Origin of the sequence: Streptomyces sp. NPDC052396, assembly GCF_044593195.1 — a bacterium.
Lineage (GTDB): Bacteria > Actinomycetota > Actinomycetes > Streptomycetales > Streptomycetaceae > Streptomyces.
This window is the reverse complement of record NZ_JBIUAW010000006.1, coordinates 349,379-365,933: the sequence shown is the minus strand read 5'-3', so window position 1 is coordinate 365,933 and position 16,555 is coordinate 349,379. Positions and strand designations below refer to the sequence as shown.

At 69.8% G+C, this 16,555-nt stretch carries 20 protein-coding genes; 9 read left to right on the top strand and 11 right to left on the bottom strand.

Annotation, left to right across the window (positions count from 1 at the left end; genetic code table 11):
* Positions 1 to 30 precede the first annotated feature (30 nt).
* The 3 genes from ACIHFE_RS18350 to ACIHFE_RS18340 all read right to left on the bottom strand — a co-directional run bounded on the left by ACIHFE_RS18350 (position 31) and on the right by ACIHFE_RS18340 (position 5,189).
* Entirely contained in the window at positions 31 to 1,074 is a 1,044-nt protein-coding gene (locus ACIHFE_RS18350) for a DUF4328 domain-containing protein (protein WP_400107702.1), read from the bottom strand.
* Between the two features lie 232 nt (positions 1,075 to 1,306).
* Positions 1,307 to 3,364: a glycosyltransferase gene (locus ACIHFE_RS18345; protein WP_400107700.1), complete on the bottom strand. Its 2,058-nt coding sequence runs from the start codon at positions 3,362 to 3,364 to the stop codon at positions 1,307 to 1,309.
* 202 nt (positions 3,365 to 3,566) lie between these two features.
* The gene (locus tag ACIHFE_RS18340; protein WP_400107698.1) at positions 3,567 to 5,189 is read right to left on the bottom strand and encodes a glycoside hydrolase family 20 protein; all 1,623 of its coding nucleotides are present in this window, start codon (positions 5,187 to 5,189) and stop codon (positions 3,567 to 3,569) included.
* A 282-nt stretch (positions 5,190 to 5,471) separates the two neighbouring features.
* Here ACIHFE_RS18340 and sdhC point away from each other — a divergent pair, with 282 nt between their 5' ends.
* From sdhC to ACIHFE_RS18320, 4 genes are read left to right on the top strand one after another with little or no spacing between them, the layout of a single operon-like run.
* Complete coding sequence (gene sdhC / locus ACIHFE_RS18335; protein ID WP_400107696.1) at positions 5,472 to 5,852, top strand: succinate dehydrogenase, cytochrome b556 subunit; 381 nt, start codon at positions 5,472 to 5,474, stop codon at positions 5,850 to 5,852.
* 8 nt (positions 5,853 to 5,860) lie between these two features.
* On the top strand, positions 5,861 to 6,331 hold the full coding sequence (locus ACIHFE_RS18330) for a succinate dehydrogenase hydrophobic membrane anchor subunit (RefSeq protein ID WP_400107694.1): 471 nt from the start codon (positions 5,861 to 5,863) through the stop codon (positions 6,329 to 6,331).
* Between the two features lie 19 nt (positions 6,332 to 6,350).
* Positions 6,351 to 8,105, top strand: a complete 1,755-nt coding sequence (gene sdhA, locus ACIHFE_RS18325) for a succinate dehydrogenase flavoprotein subunit (protein ID WP_400107692.1) — start codon at positions 6,351 to 6,353, stop codon at positions 8,103 to 8,105.
* Positions 8,105 to 8,863, top strand: coding sequence for a succinate dehydrogenase iron-sulfur subunit (locus ACIHFE_RS18320; protein WP_400107690.1), 759 nt, complete (start codon positions 8,105 to 8,107; stop codon positions 8,861 to 8,863). Before sdhA ends, ACIHFE_RS18320 begins: the two co-directional genes overlap by 1 nt.
* A gap of 68 nt (positions 8,864 to 8,931) precedes the next feature.
* Here the strand turns inward: ACIHFE_RS18320 and ACIHFE_RS18315 are convergent, their stop codons facing one another.
* Complete coding sequence (locus ACIHFE_RS18315) at positions 8,932 to 9,327, bottom strand: hypothetical protein (RefSeq protein ID WP_400107688.1); 396 nt, start codon at positions 9,325 to 9,327, stop codon at positions 8,932 to 8,934.
* 208 nt (positions 9,328 to 9,535) lie between these two features.
* On the opposite strand from ACIHFE_RS18315, the gene ACIHFE_RS18310 reads away from it, so the two are divergent.
* The 3 genes from ACIHFE_RS18310 (at position 9,536) to ACIHFE_RS18300 (ending at position 10,528) form a co-directional block, all read left to right on the top strand.
* Positions 9,536 to 9,712, top strand: coding sequence for a hypothetical protein (locus ACIHFE_RS18310; protein ID WP_400107686.1), 177 nt, complete (start codon positions 9,536 to 9,538; stop codon positions 9,710 to 9,712).
* 91 nt (positions 9,713 to 9,803) lie between these two features.
* Positions 9,804 to 10,331, top strand: coding sequence for a GNAT family N-acetyltransferase (locus tag ACIHFE_RS18305; RefSeq protein WP_400107684.1), 528 nt, complete (start codon positions 9,804 to 9,806; stop codon positions 10,329 to 10,331).
* The gene (locus ACIHFE_RS18300) at positions 10,328 to 10,528 is read left to right on the top strand and encodes a DUF4287 domain-containing protein (RefSeq protein WP_400107682.1); all 201 of its coding nucleotides are present in this window, start codon (positions 10,328 to 10,330) and stop codon (positions 10,526 to 10,528) included. Before ACIHFE_RS18305 ends, ACIHFE_RS18300 begins: the two co-directional genes overlap by 4 nt.
* A 191-nt stretch (positions 10,529 to 10,719) precedes the next feature.
* Here ACIHFE_RS18300 and ACIHFE_RS18295 read toward each other — a convergent pair whose 3' ends face one another.
* From ACIHFE_RS18295 to ACIHFE_RS18285, 3 genes are all read right to left on the bottom strand, one after another.
* Positions 10,720 to 12,288, bottom strand: a complete 1,569-nt coding sequence (locus ACIHFE_RS18295; RefSeq protein ID WP_400107680.1) for a protein kinase — start codon at positions 12,286 to 12,288, stop codon at positions 10,720 to 10,722.
* A gap of 324 nt (positions 12,289 to 12,612) precedes the next feature.
* A complete protein-coding gene (locus ACIHFE_RS18290; protein WP_400107678.1) occupies positions 12,613 to 12,756 on the bottom strand; it encodes a hypothetical protein in 144 nt (47 codons plus the stop codon).
* Complete coding sequence (locus ACIHFE_RS18285; protein WP_400107676.1) at positions 12,753 to 13,040, bottom strand: hypothetical protein; 288 nt, start codon at positions 13,038 to 13,040, stop codon at positions 12,753 to 12,755. The genes ACIHFE_RS18290 and ACIHFE_RS18285 overlap by 4 nt, the downstream gene beginning before the upstream one ends.
* 113 nt (positions 13,041 to 13,153) lie before the next feature.
* On the opposite strand from ACIHFE_RS18285, the gene ACIHFE_RS18280 reads away from it, so the two are divergent.
* Positions 13,154 to 13,981: a helix-turn-helix domain-containing protein gene (locus ACIHFE_RS18280; RefSeq protein ID WP_400107674.1), complete on the top strand. Its 828-nt coding sequence runs from the start codon at positions 13,154 to 13,156 to the stop codon at positions 13,979 to 13,981.
* A complete protein-coding gene (locus ACIHFE_RS18275; RefSeq protein WP_400107672.1) occupies positions 13,969 to 14,178 on the top strand; it encodes a DUF397 domain-containing protein in 210 nt (69 codons plus the stop codon). The genes ACIHFE_RS18280 and ACIHFE_RS18275 overlap by 13 nt, the downstream gene beginning before the upstream one ends.
* A 192-nt stretch (positions 14,179 to 14,370) precedes the next feature.
* Here ACIHFE_RS18275 and ACIHFE_RS18270 read toward each other — a convergent pair whose 3' ends face one another.
* The 4 genes from ACIHFE_RS18270 to ACIHFE_RS18255 all read right to left on the bottom strand — a co-directional run bounded on the left by ACIHFE_RS18270 (position 14,371) and on the right by ACIHFE_RS18255 (position 16,497).
* Positions 14,371 to 14,805 carry a hypothetical protein gene (locus tag ACIHFE_RS18270; RefSeq protein WP_400107670.1) on the bottom strand — a complete coding sequence of 145 codons (435 nt, stop codon included), beginning with the start codon at positions 14,803 to 14,805 and terminating at the stop codon, positions 14,371 to 14,373.
* 75 nt (positions 14,806 to 14,880) lie between these two features.
* Positions 14,881 to 15,732, bottom strand: a complete 852-nt coding sequence (locus tag ACIHFE_RS18265; RefSeq protein WP_400107668.1) for a helix-turn-helix domain-containing protein — start codon at positions 15,730 to 15,732, stop codon at positions 14,881 to 14,883.
* Between the two features lie 26 nt (positions 15,733 to 15,758).
* Positions 15,759 to 16,283: a DUF6879 family protein gene (locus tag ACIHFE_RS18260; protein WP_400107666.1), complete on the bottom strand. Its 525-nt coding sequence runs from the start codon at positions 16,281 to 16,283 to the stop codon at positions 15,759 to 15,761.
* On the bottom strand, positions 16,252 to 16,497 hold the full coding sequence (locus tag ACIHFE_RS18255; protein ID WP_400107664.1) for a hypothetical protein: 246 nt from the start codon (positions 16,495 to 16,497) through the stop codon (positions 16,252 to 16,254). Before ACIHFE_RS18255 ends, ACIHFE_RS18260 begins: the two co-directional genes overlap by 32 nt.
* Between the last annotated feature and the right edge of the window lie 58 nt (positions 16,498 to 16,555).

Genomic DNA, 16,555 nt, shown 5'->3' with positions numbered 1-16,555 from the left:
ACATACCGCACCACTTGCTGAACTCTTGCCTCAGTAACCACGGCCAGGGCCATAGGGGTTGGATCCGGGCCCGCCGCCCGGCCCGTACGGCATGCCGTAGGGGCTGCCGTACGGGGCACCGTACGGGCCCGCCGGGTAGGGCGGAACCCCCATCGGCGGCAGGGCGGGCGGGAGTTGGGCACGCTGCTCCTGGAGGGCGGTCAACTGCCGTACCACCAGCAGCGCCAGCACCCCGGCGACCGCGTAGAGCAGCAGGGCGAAGGCGTCCAGCACGCTGAAGATCTTCATCAGCCGCAGGTCGCGCTCCCAGTCCTCCAGGCTGTGGCGGTCGTGGGCGTAACGCATCCTGGCGTCCAGCGCACCGTAGACCGCGGCGAGCGCGGTCCTGCTCAGGGAGGCACAGAGGAACACCGTCCACCAGGAGTTGAGCAGCCCCTTGGGGGCACGCTGCGGGCCGCCGGGGGCACTGGCCCGGTAGATGTCATTGGCCAGCTGCTTGGGAAACCAGAGGTTGACCACCGGGGTGAACCAGGCACCCACCGCCCAGCCACTGCCGAAACGGTGCGAACCGGGCGCGAAGATCTCCGCGTTGAGCCGGGTGCGGCGGAACCAGATGACCCACAGCACCACGGTGGCCAGACCGGCCAGGTCATAGACCAGGCTGGTGGTCCCGAAGAAGGTGTCCGCGTCCTGGGCCCGCCTGACCGTGGCATCGCCCACGTCCGGGGACTGGTCCAGGACCTCGCCGATGACGCCGTACTGCCGGAAGCGGGCGACGGCCAGCAGCAGCAGCCCCAGCACACTGACGATCAGCAGCACATCCAGCGCGGTGCGTACGCCCCGCCGCTGGTCCACGCCGGGCAGCGGCATCCCGTCCGGATACGCCCCGCCCATGGGCACAGCCATCGGCGCGGCCGGCGGCATGCCCATCGGCGGAGCGGCGGGCATCGGGGGCGGGGCGGCCGGCATGGGCGGCGCGGCGGCGACCGCCGCCCGCTGTTGCTGGGCGCCACACGCCGCACAGCGCCCGTCCGGACCGACGGCGGCGGCGCGGCAGGTGCCGCACGGATTCATCGTCTGGAAACCCCCGGAGAGCCTGGTGCGGACCCGCACGTTACGTGCCCGCCCCCCGCCGCGTCCAGACGGGTCCCTTGGCCGCCGGTCCGGTGTGACGGATCCGGGCCGCCCGGCGCTGTACGAAGTGTGTGCCCCACCAGGGCACGCAGCGGACGGCGGCCGTGGCCTCTCCTGTGGGGGGTGGCGGCCACGGCTGTCGTCCGGCTCCGTCCTGCGGCATCCGCCCCGGTCAGGACTCCGCGGCGACGTCCTTGACCGAGACGGTCAGGTCGTTGGTGACGGTGAAGTAGGGGCGCAGCCGGACCTCGCCCCGGGTGGCGGCCGGGAAGGTGTCGATGCCCTTGCGGTCGGCGAAGTCGCCGCCCAGCCGGCCCACCCGGACCAGCGCCGCCCCGGCCGCCGGCCGGATGTACAGGTCCCACAGATCCTGCTCCTCGCCGCGCCGGGTGCTCATCGGCGGGTACGGCAGGGTGCCGGTGCCGTCCTCCAGCGCGGCCCGGACATCGGCCACCGCGCCATCGGCGCCGCGCAGCCGGGCGATCAGCTCGGCGCCGTCGCCCAGCGCGGTGCCATGGGCGGTGACGGTGACCGTCAGCCCGTGCTCACCGACCCGTACCCCGGTGGCCTCGGCGTGCTGCGCGCGGCGCCAGGTGCGCACCGCGAGGTAGCCGTCGCTGGTCTCGTACGGCACCCAGGCGGTGAGCTCGGCGGCGGCCGGCAGCGCCAGCCCCAGCAGCGCCTTCTGCTCCACCAGGCCGGCGGTCAGCCGGCGGCGGGTCTTGTCGCCGGAGCGCTCGGTGTAGCTGTCCCAGCGCCCCTCGGCCAGGACGTGCGCGGCCCGGTCCAGGCGGACCTCGACCCAGGCGTCCCGGCGCTGGGCCGGCAGCGGAACCCGGACCTCCTCCTGGCCCTTGCTGCCCCGGTGACGCAGCAGCAGATGGGTGTCGGCGGCGCTGAGCTGCTCGGCGCGCAGCCGCACCAGCAGTGAGCCGTCGGCCGTCACGGCGCAGCGGGCCTCGGGGTGGGCCGCCTCGGCGGGCTTGCGCGGAGCGGGCACCGCGGACTGCTGCCGGCGGCCGCCGAACAGGCCGCGCAGCAGCCCGCCCTTGGCCGGCTTGGCGGTGGTGCAGCCGGGGCGCAGCTCCTCGAAGAGCCGCTCATAGGCACGGGCGATGGCGTCCGGCTCATAGCGGCGGGCGGCGGTACGGGCGGCGGCGCCCAAGCGGGCCCGCAGCTCGGCGTCGCCGGTGAGCTTCAGCAGGGCCTGGGCGTAGGCGTCCACCGCGTCCCCGCCGTCCAGCGGCACCAGGACGCCGTCGGTGCCATCGGTGATGATCTCGCGGGGGCCGTGCGGGCAGTCGGTGGCGATCACCGGCAGGCCCGCGTGCATGGCCTCCACGATGGTCATCCCAAAGGACTCGGCGTCCGAGGCGACCGCGGCGACGGCGCCCTTGGACCACTCTGTCTCGATCGGCGAGCGGGCGCCCATCAGGGTGATCCGCTCATAGAGGCCGAGGTTCTCGATCTGCTTGCGCAGCTTGGCCTTGGCCGGGCCGCGGCCGTAGATGCGCAGGTTCCAGTCCGGGCGCTCGGCGGCGACCTTGGCGAAGGCGGCGATCAGCCGGTCGTAGCGCTTGACCCCGACCAGGCGGCCGGCCGAGACAATGGTCTTCGACGTCCCGTCGGAGGGCTCGGCGGCCGGTGCCGGCACGGCGTTGGGGATGGCCAGGATGCGGGCCCGGGCGTCCGGCAGGGCCTGCCGGTAGTGCCCGGCGTCCGCCTCCGAGACGGTGGTGAAGGCGTCCAGGGCGGCGATCGCCGGGTCCATCACCTGGTGCAGCTCGGCCACATGGGCCTCATGGGTGAGGTGCTCCTGCCCCAGGCGCAGATAGCGGTCGCTGCCATAGGCGGTGAGGTAGCCGATGAGCTTGGGCCGGGTGGCGATCACCACATCGGCGTCGGTGGCGGCGAGGTGGGCGGCGACCCGTTCGTCGGTGAGGGCGGTGGCGGCCATCCGCCCGTTGTCGATGCGCTCGTCGCGGAAGAGCGCGCTGGGCTTCTGGTTGAGGGGGGCCTGGAACTCGTCCCCCTCCGTGCCCTCGCGCATGTCGACCAGCGGGGTCAGGGTGACCCGCGGGTCGATGGCCAGCTCCGGCTCGTCGACGGGCCGGTTGACGCTGACGATGCGTACATCGTGCCGGTCGGCGAGGGCGGAGGCGAGGTTGACGGTCGAGCGGATGGTGCCGCCGATTCCGTACGCGTTGTGCAGCAGGAATTCGATCTTCATCGGGGCCCTCGTTCGCGGGACGGGTTTTCCAGCGGTGAGGCTAGCGGCTGTCGCCCGTCCGTGCGGCTTCGGCCGGCTGGCCTGCGGTTTCGCGCTTTCGGGGGCGCCCCATCAGGGGCGCGGGGCGGCTACACCATGCGGCTCCGCCGCGCGGGCGCGACCAGCCACCGACAGCCCGCCCCCGAAAAGACAACGGGCCGCCCTACCCCCGCCGCACCACCTGCCCCACCAGCACCGTGAAGTCAGCCCAGCCCAGCTCCGGCGGGCGCGGGTCCCACAGCCGCTGGGCGACCGCCGCCAGCGGCAGCCGGATGCCCGCGGCGACCTGCTCCGGTGTCTGGGCGTCGGGCCGGTCGCACCACACCGCCAGCCGCCCGCCCGGCAGCCGGTCCGGACCGGTGACGGAGGCGGCGGCGGCCACCGCCCGGTCACCGCGCAGCACGGCCGGCGACCACTCCCGGTAGATCCGCTCCCCGGTCGGGTAGCGGAAGTCATTGGGCTCGCCCAGTACGTAATAGAGGTACTCGTCATTGAGGTTGACGACGGTCTGTCCCCCGGCCAGGTACTCGCCCGGGTCCCGGGCCCCCAGCTCCTTGCCGGTCCAGTACTCGACCTCGATGCCCTTGTCGACCGGTGCCACCCCGTCCCGGAAGAAGCCGTCGTTCCATGCCTTGGGCCGTTTGCCCAGGCTGCGCGCCACCGCCGCCCGGTCCGACAGCCAGCCGGTGGCCAGGTCCTGCACCCGCGCCTGCGGCCCGTAGCGCCGGCGGGCCGCCGCGGCCAGGACCGGGAAGGACGCCTCCGGGTCGGGAACGGTCAGCGCCCGGTACTCATCGCCGCCCAGGTGCCAGTAGGGGCCGGGGAACAGCGGCGCGTACTCCCGCATCAGGTCGTCCACCAGGCGCGCCGCCTCCGGCCGGCTGATGTCCACCGCGCCGCGGAACGCCACCCCCTGCGCGTCCTTCAGCTGAAGGTCGGGGTGGGCGTTGATGACCGCCCCCAGGTGCCCGGGCGAGTCGATCTCCGGCACCACGGTGATGTGCAGCTCCCCGGCCAGGGAAACGATTCGGCGTACCTCGGCCTTGGTCAGGTGCTGTGGGGAGACGATCTCCGGGTGGCTCTGGCTCTCGATGCGGAAGCCCTGGTCGTCGGAGAAGTGCAGACCCAGCTGGTTGAGTTTGAGGTCGGCCATCTCGTGCAGCCGCGCCTCGATCCAGTCGGCGCTGAAGAACTTGCGGGCGATATCCAGGTTGAGCCCGCGCTGCGGCCGGTCCGGGGCGTCCCGCAGCACTCCCTCCGGCACCCCGCCCGCACCGCGCACCGCCTGCAGCACGGTGCGCCCGCCGTAGAAGGCGCCCGCCGGATCGGAGGCGGTGATCGCCGCCCGGCCGCCGCGCACCGACAGCTCATATCCCTCGGTGGGCTGGCCCTGACGGTCCAGCAGCTCCAGGTCGCCGGGACGGGCCGGCGGGGCGGCCGCGGTCAGTCCCAGCTCGCCGGCCAGGGTCCGGGCCTCGGCGGCCAGCGGCCCGCCCGGGTCGGCCACCACCCGGGCGGTGCGCGCGGGCCGCCAGCCCGGCCCGGTGTGCGCGGCGAAGGAACGTACCGAGGGGACGACACGCGGCGGCCCGGCCGGCACCGCGGGCACCGCCGGTGAGGGGGACGCGGCGGCCGAGGAGGGGGACGAGGCCGGGGCGGACCGCCCGTCGGCTCGCATCTGCTGACCGGCGTGCTGATCGCCGGGACAGCCCATCAGGGACAGGGTGGTGATCAGGGCGGCGGTGGCCACGGTTCCCCGAATGGCCGAGGTGCGGGTGAATCCCATGAATCCCATCGGACAAAACCTCCCATTTCTGGGCAAGGTAGTGCCACCCCCCGGGCGTTAGCTCGAACGCCCGCCCGTCACCTAACCCGAGGGGATGAATCTGGCATGGCACCCGCCGGACCGTCAGCGACCCGTACATGCCAGTTTGATCACAGCTGCCACACCCCGCGCGACCGAACCGACAAGGCGTCGCTACGATGGCCAGGGCCGGTGGACCGTACCCGGCCGGGCCGACCGACAGAGAAGCCGGCAGGCCCCAAATCCGCTCCCGGAGGGTTTTCCGTGCCGGCTGGAACGCTGTACCGCGGCCGGGAAGGCATGTGGTCCTGGGTGGCTCACCGAGTCACCGGCGTCCTCATTTTCTTCTTCCTGTTCGTGCATGTCCTCGACACCGCTCTCGTCCGCGTCTCCCCCGACGCGTACGACAAGGTCGTGGCGACGTACAAGACACCCGTCGTCAATGTGATGGAGTACGGCCTCGTCGCCGCCATCCTCTTCCACGCGCTCAACGGCCTGCGTGTCATCGCCGTGGACTTCTGGTCCAAGGGCCCGCGCTACCAGAAGCAGATGCTGTGGTCCGTTGTCGGCATCTGGGTCGTGCTGATGGCCGGCGCCTTCTACCCCGTGCTCAGCCACACGCTGCGCACGCTGTTCGGGAGCTGACGCGAGACATGTCCACTGAAGCCACCCCCGCAGCCGCGGCCGACGTCGATCTCTACGACGCCGACAACCCGGCCCCGGTCATCGAGGCGCCGCGCAAGCGCACCAAGAAGACGCCCAAGTCCACCCGCACCAACTTCGAGCTGTACGGCTGGCTGTTCATGCGGCTGTCCGGCATCGTGCTGGTCGTCCTGGTCCTCGGCCACCTGCTGATCCAGCTGGTCCTGGACGGCGGCGTCAGCAAGATCGGCTTCGCCTTCGTGGCCGGCCGCTGGGCCTCGCCGTTCTGGCAGGCGTGGGACCTGATCATGCTGTGGCTGGCCATGCTGCACGGCGCCAATGGCCTGCGCACGGTCATCAACGACTACGCCGAGCGCGCCAACACCCGCTTCTGGCTGAAGATGCTGCTGTACACGGCCACGGTGTTCACCGTCCTGCTGGGCTCGCTGGTCATCTTCACCTTCGACCCGAACATTTCCTAAGGCCCGGGGCTGACGCGACATGAAGATCCACAAGTACGACACCGTCATCGTCGGCGCCGGCGGCGCCGGCATGCGCGCGGCCATCGAGTCGACCAAGCGCAGCCGCACGGCGGTTCTCACCAAGCTCTACCCGACCCGCTCCCACACCGGCGCGGCGCAGGGCGGCATGGCCGCCGCCCTGGCCAACGTCGAGGAGGACAACTGGGAGTGGCACACCTTCGACACGGTCAAGGGCGGTGACTACCTGGTCGACCAGGACGCCGCCGAGATCCTGGCGAAGGAGGCCATCGACGCGGTCCTGGACCTCGAGAAGATGGGCCTGCCGTTCAACCGCACCCCGGACGGCACCATCGACCAGCGCCGCTTCGGCGGCCACTCGCGCAACCACGGCGAGGCCCCGGTCCGCCGGTCCTGCTACGCCGCGGACCGCACCGGCCACATGATCCTGCAGACGCTGTACCAGAACTGCGTCAAGGAGGGTGTGGAGTTCTTCAACGAGTTCTACGTCCTCGACCAGCTGATCACCGAGGTGGACGGCGTCAAGAAGTCCGCCGGTGTGGTCGCCTATGAGCTGGCCACCGGTGAGATCCACATCTTCCAGGCCAAGGCGGTCATCTACGCCTCCGGCGGCACCGGCAAGTTCTTCAAGGTGACCTCCAACGCGCACACCCTCACCGGTGACGGCCAGGCGGCCTGCTACCGGCGTGGCCTGCCGCTGGAGGACATGGAGTTCTTCCAGTTCCACCCGACGGGCATCTGGCGCATGGGCATCCTGCTCACCGAGGGCGCCCGCGGTGAGGGCGGCATCCTGCGCAACAAGGACGGCGAGCGCTTCATGGAGAAGTACGCGCCCGTCATGAAGGACCTCGCCTCCCGCGACGTGGTCTCCCGCTCCATCTACACCGAGATCCGCGAGGGCCGTGGCTGCGGTCCCGAGGGCGACCACGTCTACCTGGACCTCACCCACCTGCCGCCGGAGCAGCTGGACGCCAAGCTGCCGGACATCACCGAGTTCGCGCGCACCTACCTCGGTATCGAGCCCTACACGGACCCGATCCCGATCCAGCCCACCGCGCACTACGCCATGGGCGGCATCCCGACCAATGTCGAGGGCGAGGTGCTGGCCGACAACGACACCGTCGTCCCCGGCCTCTACGCCGCCGGCGAGGTCGCCTGTGTCTCGGTGCACGGCGCCAACCGCCTGGGCACCAACTCCCTGCTCGACATCAATGTCTTCGGCCGCCGCGCCGGCATCGCCGCCGCGGACTACTCGCAGAAGGCGGACTACGTCGAGCTGCCGGAGAACCCGGCCCAGCTCGTCGTCGACCAGGTCGAGAAGCTGCGCAACTCCACCGGCACCGAGCGGGTCGCCGAGCTGCGCCGCGAGCTGCAGGAGACCATGGACGCCAACGTCATGGTCTTCCGCACCGAGCAGACCATCAAGACGGCCGTCGAGAAGATCGCCGAACTGCGCGAGCGCTACAAGAACGTGTCCATCCAGGACAAGGGCAAGCGCTTCAACACCGACCTGCTGGAGGCCATCGAGCTGGGCAACCTGCTCGACCTGGCCGAGGTGATGGCCGTGTCCGCGCTGGCGCGCAAGGAGTCCCGCGGTGGTCACTACCGCGAGGACTACCCCAACCGCGACGACGTCAACTTCATGCGCCACACCATGGCGTACCGCGAGGTCGACACGGACGGCAAGGACTCCATCCGCCTCGACTACAAGCCGGTCGTGCAGACCCGCTACCAGCCCATGGAGCGTAAGTACTAATGAGCACCGCGATCGAGGACAAGGTCGAGGCGCAGTCCAAGGCCTCCCCCTACATCAAGGTCACCTTCCGGGTCCGCCGTTTCAACCCGGAGGTCTCGGCCGAGGCGACCTGGCAGGACTTCGAGGTCGAGATCGACCCGAAGGAGCGCGTGCTCGACGGCCTGCACAAGATCAAGTGGGACCTGGACGGCTCGCTCACCTTCCGCCGTTCCTGCGCCCACGGCATCTGCGGCTCGGACGCCATGCGCATCAACGGCCGTAACCGCCTTGCCTGCAAGACGCTGATCAAGGACATCAACCCGGACAAGCCGATCACGGTCGAGCCCATCAAGGGCCTGACGGTCCTCAAGGACCTCGTGGTCGACATGGAGCCCTTCTTCCAGGCGTACCGGGATGTGATGCCCTTCCTGATCACCAAGGGCAACGAGCCGACGCGCGAGCGCCTGCAGTCCGCCGAGGACCGCGAGCGCTTCGACGACACCACCAAGTGCATCCTGTGCGCCGCGTGCACCTCCTCGTGCCCGGTGTTCTGGAACGACGGCCAGTACTTCGGCCCGGCGGCGATCGTCAACGCGCACCGCTTCATCTTCGACTCGCGTGACGAGGCGGGTGAGCAGCGGCTGGAGATCCTCAACGACAAGGACGGTGTCTGGCGCTGCCGCACCACCTTCAACTGCACGGACGCCTGCCCGCGTGGCATCGAGGTCACCAAGGCGATCCAGGAGGTCAAGCGAGCGCTGATCACCCGGCGCTTCTGACGGACCTCGCGGACGCAGCGAACGGCCCGGCCGGGTTCTCCCGGCCGGGCCGTTCGCCATGCGTCACCTCACCAGCGGTCGATGCCCATCGTCCGCGCCGCGTCATGAATCGCGTTGTAGTGCGGGATCGACATTCCGGACTTCTTGTCCTTGGCCGGCAGGTGCTGGTCGTTGTGGCGGAACTCGTCGCGCGCCGCGGCCAGCAGGCTGGTGCCATAGCTGACCGGCACATCGGGCTTCCCATGCACGGGATGCGACTTGGCCGCCGTCTGGCTGCCGGCGTTGGCCAGGATGGAGCGCGCCTGGTTGTAGGCGGCCGCCTTGATGGTCTTGGGGTTTGCCGCCACGGCGTGCGCACCGGCCGCCTGATGCGTGCTGACCACCGCGGCCGAGGCCGGCACAACGGCCAGCGCCAGGGCGCCTGCTGTCACCACTGCGGCGAGTCCGGTTCGAGCGAATCGCATAACTCCGGTTCCTTTCAACTGTGATGGGTGGTTCTGGATGTTCGAGACCAAGCCTGCCCAGGCGCGGCAGACAGACGCTCAAGGGACGCTAAACGCGCTTCATGTCACAGCCCCTTGTCACACGCTCGTGACATGGAACGAACGGCTCGCACAAACACAGCGCCTACTGTGGTCCGGGAGCCGACCGAGTACGTCCAGGAGCCCCCGCATGCGCAACCACCGTCGCCGCACCGCTCTCCGCATCGCCGCCACCGCGGCCCTGGCCGGCGCCCTGCTCGCACCGGCGGCCAGCGCCATCGCCGCCGGTGCGGACCACCCGGCGTCCGGACCCACCGTCCACGTCCGGGTGATCCAGCCGCAGCAGCCGGACGTCCGGGGGCACTGACCGCCGCGCCCCGGACGGCCACCGGTTCATCATCGCCAACTGCCGGCAACCCCATGGCCATCACCTTCCGCTCGTGCTATTGATCGCAGCCATGAGCGACCTCATAACCGACCGGCTGATACTCCACCCCATGACCGCCGACGAGGCCAGGCGCGTAGTGGCCCGCGCGGAAGGGGACGGCGACCGGTGGGCGCCCGGCTACCCCACCGACGGGGATGTGGAGTCGGCCACCGACTTCCTCAACCACTGTGCGGTCACCGGCAATCCACAGCCCTTCGGCGCCTACGAGATCCGCCGCCGTGCCGACGGCACCGTGATCGGCGGCCTCGGCTTCCACGGCCCGCCGTCCGCGGACCGTACGGTGACCATCGGCTACGGCCTGGTGGCCGCCGCCCGGGGCCAGGGGTACGCCACCGAGGCGCTACGCGAACTGCTGCGCCTGGCCCGGGAGTACGGCATCTCCCGTGTCAAGGGCGATGCGGACCACGACAACATCGCCTCCCAGCGGGTGATGGCGGCGGCCGGCATGCGGCTGGTCGGCGAGGACGAGCGGGTGAAGTACTTCGAGATCGTCTGGCCGACGGCATTGTCAGTGGGTGGTGGCACACTGCCCGTATGACTGAAACCGTGAAGGGTCCCGCCAGCTACTTCCCCTCCATCGAGCGCAAATACGGCCGTCCGATAGCCGAGTGGAAGGACCTCATCCGCGCCTCCCCGCTCACCAAGCACATGGAGCTGGTCTCCTGGCTCAAGTCCGAGCACGGCCTGGGCCACGGCCATGCCAACGCCCTGGTCGCGCACACCCTGGCGGAGTGAGGCCATGAGTTGACACACCACCTTCCCCCCACCGCCAACTGGCCGCCCGCCTGGGGCGGGCCATCGGGGCCCGGTTGGAGCTGCCCCATACCCACCCGCTGCTGCTCCCCCGTCTGACGCCGCCCCACATACAGGTCAATAACCCGGAGATGACCCGGGTCCGGGGCCGGGTTATCGACGAGGCGATCCGGTCACAGCGACCGCAGGCACAACACCATGTCCGCGAAGGGGCTTTCGCGATAGCGTGCGACATCATGCCGATCCCAGCCCTTGACGTGCTCGGCGCACTGTTCGCGTTCCCACCCGTCCGGAACCCGGTAGACGACTTTGAAGAAATGGTGGCCGCCGTCCCCGTCGGTGGCCTTGCGGGCCCGCATCAGCGTGCAGGGCATGGTGTACCAGCGCTCCGGGATGCCGGACTCCAGGCCAACGCAGTCGCCGGGCCGGGCTCCGTCCACCTCGTCCTCGAAAACGGGCGTCCATACGCTCACCGGGCCCACGGCCAGCAACGCCAGCAACAGCGACATCAGCAGCACGAGCCGCGCCCGCCGGCGCCGCCGGCGCCGAACGGTGGTCACCGGCACCGCCGGGATCACCCTCCCGGGCGGCGGATGGAGCACGGCGATCGGAGAACCCGGGGTCACCGGATCGCCCGCGTTACGGCTCACCGTCCCCAGCACACCGCCCACCGGTGCGGTGATCACGGTCGCCGCCTGTCCCACGACCACCTCGGCCAGCGGCTCGCCCCCGTTGACCGCCTGCCCCACCTGCTTGCACCAGCGGCGCAGGGTCATCGCCCGGCCGCCCGCGAACTCGGGTACGGACAAAGCGTAATTACCGGCATGCGCGCTCAACTGCGCGGGAACGTAGTCGGCTTGCGTCGGCGAGGCGGGCACCTCCCTGGGTAAGGAGTTGACCACCAGCGTGGTGACCTCGGCCGGCAACCAGTGCCCCAGGCCGCCGGCCCGCTCCGCGCAACGGTCCAGGATCTCGGCCAGGCCGGGCCGGTCGGCCGGGTTCTTGGCCAGTCCCGCCTTCACCAGTGGGGCGATCTCCATCGGCACGCCGGACAGATCGGGCTCGTCATGGACGACCCGGTACATCACGGCCTCGGTCGGCCCCTCCCCGAACGGGCCGCGCCCCGTGGCCGCGTAGGCCAGCACCGCGCACAGACAGAACACATCGCTGGCCGGACCGGCCTCCTGCCCCCGGATCTGCTCCGGGGACATAAAGGCCGGAGTACCGATCACGCCGCCCCGGGTGAGGTGGGTGGCGTCCAGCGCCCGGGCGATGCCGAAGTCGATGACGCGCGGCCCGTCCTCGGCGAGGATCACATTCCCCGGTTTGAAATCCCGGTGCACCAGCCCGCAGGCGTGGATGGCGGCCAGCCCCTCGGCGAGTCCCGCCGCGAGCACGGTGACCGTCTCGGCGGGCAGCGGGCCGAACCGGCCCACCGCCTCGCCCAGGGACGGTCCCGGTATGTAGGAGGTGACCAGCCATGGCGGGTCGGCCCGGGTGTCCGCGTCCACCACCTGCGCGGTGTAGAAACCGCCGACCCGCCGGGCGGCGTCCACCTCCCTGGCGAACCGCACCCGGAAGTCCGCGTCCTCGGCGAGCTCCGGCCGCACCAGCTTCACCGCGACCGTCCGCCCACCGCGCGACCGCCCCAGGTAGACCTGCCCCATTCCGCCACCGCCCAGGCGGGCCAGCAGGCGGTATGTCCCGACCTCACGCGGATCAGTGGGCAGCAGCGGTTTCATGCCCCCAGATGCTGTCAGCAACTGCCCTGCGGGGCCAGGGTGGTGGCGGGCGGGTCGTCCGTTTCTCGGCTCAGTGCGGGAGGGACAGGGGGAGGTGGGACAGGATGCCGACGACAAGGCTGTGCAGGCCGTGCACCGCGAGGCCGAGGAGGGATCCGGTAAGGGGAAGCAGCATGAAGTCTCCTTGGTCGAGGCGCAGTTGCGTCCGCGCTCAACGATGTTGGTGACGCGAAGGATGGCACAGCCGTAGCCCCTTTATGCGCGGAGCTCACCGGCGAGTGACAGCCCCTCCGGGGCTGACGCTTCTGCCGGCGGCCGGTTCCGCTATGGGTGCGCCTCGCGCAGGTGGCGGCCCATGGCCGCCGTCCAGGTGTCGGCGGCGGCGCGGTCGCCGGACTTGTCGGCGGCGTAGTAACGGGCCTTGATGCGCCGGCACTCCGGGCAGGGGGCCGGTGGCCGCGCGTTCACGTCAGGCCCGCCTTCTTGCTACGGGCGTTGGCCTGGGCCACTCCGATGCTCAGGGTTTCCCGGCGGCTGCCCCGGTAGGCGCGCAGTGCGTCGGTGAGCACGCGGGCCTCGTCCTCGCGGAGCGGGTCGAGGAGGGAGACGTAGGCATGGCCTTGCATGGGCGGTTCCGGTACGACCTGGATGGCGAACCCGTGCGCGCGGAGCGCGTCGTGGAGTTCGACGGCCAGGCGGGCGGCGGCGCGCCTCAATTCACTGGTGGTGGACACGGGTTGGGGTCGGCTCATGGGTGGGTACCTCGGGTGGTTGGATCGCTCCGGTTTCACCATCCAGCATCGGGGTGTGTGGCTAAGCTCACCAGGGGTAACGGTTTGCGCTGCGTCAAGCGAAAACGGGGGCGATGGTGCCTGCACCCAAGGAACTCGATCCGAGCATCTCGCTGGCCGCCCTGTTCGGCGTCAAGCTCCGCAAGCTGCGGTTGCGAGCCGGGTGGACCCAGCGGGAGCTGGGTGGGCGGGTGCATATCTCCCATAGCCGGATTGCCCAGTTCGAGCTGGGCAAGGAGGTGCCGCCGGAGGATGTCTGTGTCCTGCTGGACGAGGTGCTCGGCGCAGATGGCGATTTGATCGACCTGTGGTGTCACGTCGAACGGGACCAGCGGCTGGGGTTCCTCGATTACGAGCCCAAAGCCGTCGCTTTGCGCCAGTACTTGGCCCACTGCATCCCTGGGCTGCTGCAAACCGAGGCGTACGCCCGGGAACTCTTCCAAACCGGCCAGCCCTGGTGCTCAGAGGAAGAAGTCGAGAAGCAGGTGGCAGCCAGGATGAGTCGTCAAGCCCTCCTGAAGCGAGAGGAACCGCCTCTGCTGTGGGTCGTGCTGGACGAGGCCGTCGTTCGACGAACGGTCGGTGGCCCTGCGGTCATGCGCGAGCAACTGCTCCACGTCGTGGAGTCGGCCATGTCGCCGCATATCGAAGTGCAACTTATACCGTTTAAGACGGGGTGCCACGCTGCCATGGGCGGATCCGTGACGCTCCTGTCGTTCGAGAATGACCCGGATGTTGCCTACCTCGAAGGGGGCGCCTTCGGGAAGCTAATGAGGGATCGCAAGTCCGTAGTGCAGCTGACTCACAAGTACGGCCTTGTCCAGGCCGCTGCTCAGCCACCGGCCGCTTCAGTCGCCTCGATCGAACGGATTATTGAGGAATTCCGCACATGCAAGACCTAAACACGATGAGTTGGCGTAAATCCAGTCACAGCGATGGAGGCGGCAATGGAGCGGATTGCGTTGAGATATCACACGACATACCCCATATCGTCACCATGAGAGACAGCAAGCGCCCTTGGGAGCGAACCGTTAACCCACCCCGCCCCGCCTGGGCCGCCTTCCTGACCGCCCTCAGCGAGGGGCACCTCACCGCGTAGGGCCGGCGCCCTCATAAGGAACACCGGGCGCCCTCAGGGGCGAACCACAAACCCCCCAAGGGCACACCCGGAACCGCATAGCGCACCGCACCGCACCCACCCGCGCCGAGCCGTCACCGGCCCCCGGAACGGAGTTCGGCCCATCCGAGCCCTGAACCGCCCTGAGCCGCCCAGAACCCCCAACCCCTTTCCTCAGTGCGCTTCGCGCAGATGCCGAGCCATGGTGAGCCACCATGCGTCCACCGCCTCGGCCTCACCCTCCTCCGCCGCCGCGGAGAACCGCTCCTTGATCCGGCGGCACTCCGCGCAGCCGCCCTGTTCGGTGGAATCCAGCCAGTGCCGGCTGCGCGCATTGGCCTCCGCCACCCCAACGCTCAGGCTGCGCCGCGCACTTCCCCGGTATTCCCGCAACGCGTCCGCGATGACCCGTACCTCTTCCTCATGGAGCGGTTCCAGAATGGACACATACGCTCGGCCGCATATCGGCGGCTCCGGGATCACCTGAACCGTGAGCCCATGGGCCCGCAACGCATCGCGCAGTTCCTCCGCCAGGCCGGCGGCCGACCGCTGCAAGGCGGCCAGCCCCACATGGTGGCGGGCCGTGGCCATCCCCCGGGAGCGCTCCATGACCCGACGCTAGGAACCAACGGCTCCGCTACTCAAGGAAGTTCTACCGAGTTGCATGCCGCTTCAGGTGCGGGTTCAGGTGAGCGATTCGATCGCCGCAGTGATCAGGCCGCGCGCCTCCGGCCCATAGACGGCCAGTCCCTTCAGTTCGGCGAACGCCTTTGCGTAGAGGGCGATTTCCCCTGGTGCGGTCACCGTGACCTGTGCGGTGAGCAGTTCGACATGGACTCGCTGCTCGTCAAAGATACTGAACGACTCCAGCGTCCAGATGCCCCGCTGTCCGCTGCCGAAGGGGATGACGCCCAGGGACACCGCGGGCAGGGACATCACCGACAGCAGATGGCCCAACTGCCCGGCCATGGTGGCCGAGTCACCGATCTGGTACCGGAGAACGGATTCCTCGATCAGCAGCGCGAACCGGCGCCCGCCTTCGCAGAGCAGCCGGGAGCGGGCGATCCGTGCCTCGGCGGCCCGCTCCGTGTCATCGGGTGCGCCATGGAAACGGCCGATCGAGGTCAGCAGGGCACGGGCGTAGGCCAGGGTCTGGAACATGCCGGGGATGACATGTGAGCCATATCCCCGGAAATTCCTGGTCCGTTCATAGAGCGGCAACCGGCTCTCCTGGAGCCGGCGCAGCCCGGTGCGCTGCAGGCGCCGCCACTCGACGTACATCGATTCCGCGGAACGCGAGGCGGCGATGATGTCGGCGGCCTGGGCCGGAGCGTCGCAGGCCGCACACCACTTGTGGATGTCGGCGTCGGACGGCGGGGTCCGGGCGTTCTCGATGCGAGAGGATTTCGACTTGTTCCATCCGCAGCGGGCGGCGAGTTCCTGGCCGGTGAGCCCGGCGTCGAGCCGGACTTCTCGCAGCCGGTCCGCCACGGCCTGCCGTGCGGTCTGAACGGTCAACGACTGATAGCTGGGCATGGCTGAGATTCCCGGTGAGCGCGCGATCAGACCGTGAATATCTCGTGGGGCGTGGCCCGCGCCCATATCGCCTCGAAGGAGGCGAGGCACTGTTTGACGACCACCGGGTCGTCACAGAGTTCATGCCCGGCGGAGGCGCCGTCGCCGGTGAAGTGGCCAAAGCGGATAAGGCTGTTGTCGAAGAGCCACAAATCGTTTCCCGGGAGGACGAGATCATTGGTGAGGCGGCGCGGCAGCCAGCGCACCTGCTCACCGGCTGCCACATTCAGATGGGTGCCGGCGTGCTCGTACCGTATGTACTCGCTGACCGGTTCGGAGACTATGCGGGCGCGGCGCATGACCACGCCCCGGCCGACGGTCCGCCGCACCAGGTCCAGCCATGGCCGGCGGCGGCCGAGGGACCCGGGAGTGATGAGCCCATGCCGGCGCCATTCCCGGAAGTCCTCGGCCTCGCCGCTGACAGCATAGGTGTCCCGCATTTCCAGGTGAACTGCCGAGCCATGACAGCCGGATATCAGTTCAGTGAAGCTGGGCACGTTCTTCTGCGGCATCACATGCCCTCCTGACCAGCGCCACCATGCGAGCCGGAATGCGGATCACCGCTTCGCTGTCCGGGATATGGCCGGACGCCAGGCACTCGGTCTCGGTCTCCCGATCGGCCTTCCATCCCTGGAACACCAGATCGGCATTGGCCTCGTCCACCCAAACGGTGGGGCAGTCATCGCCGTTGGTGAAGGGGTCCTTGCCGAAGAACCGTAGCGCCATGACCGACTCCTCTGTCGAAGTTTGCGCGGGTTGCCTCAGGTTGCATGAGCGTGGCGGT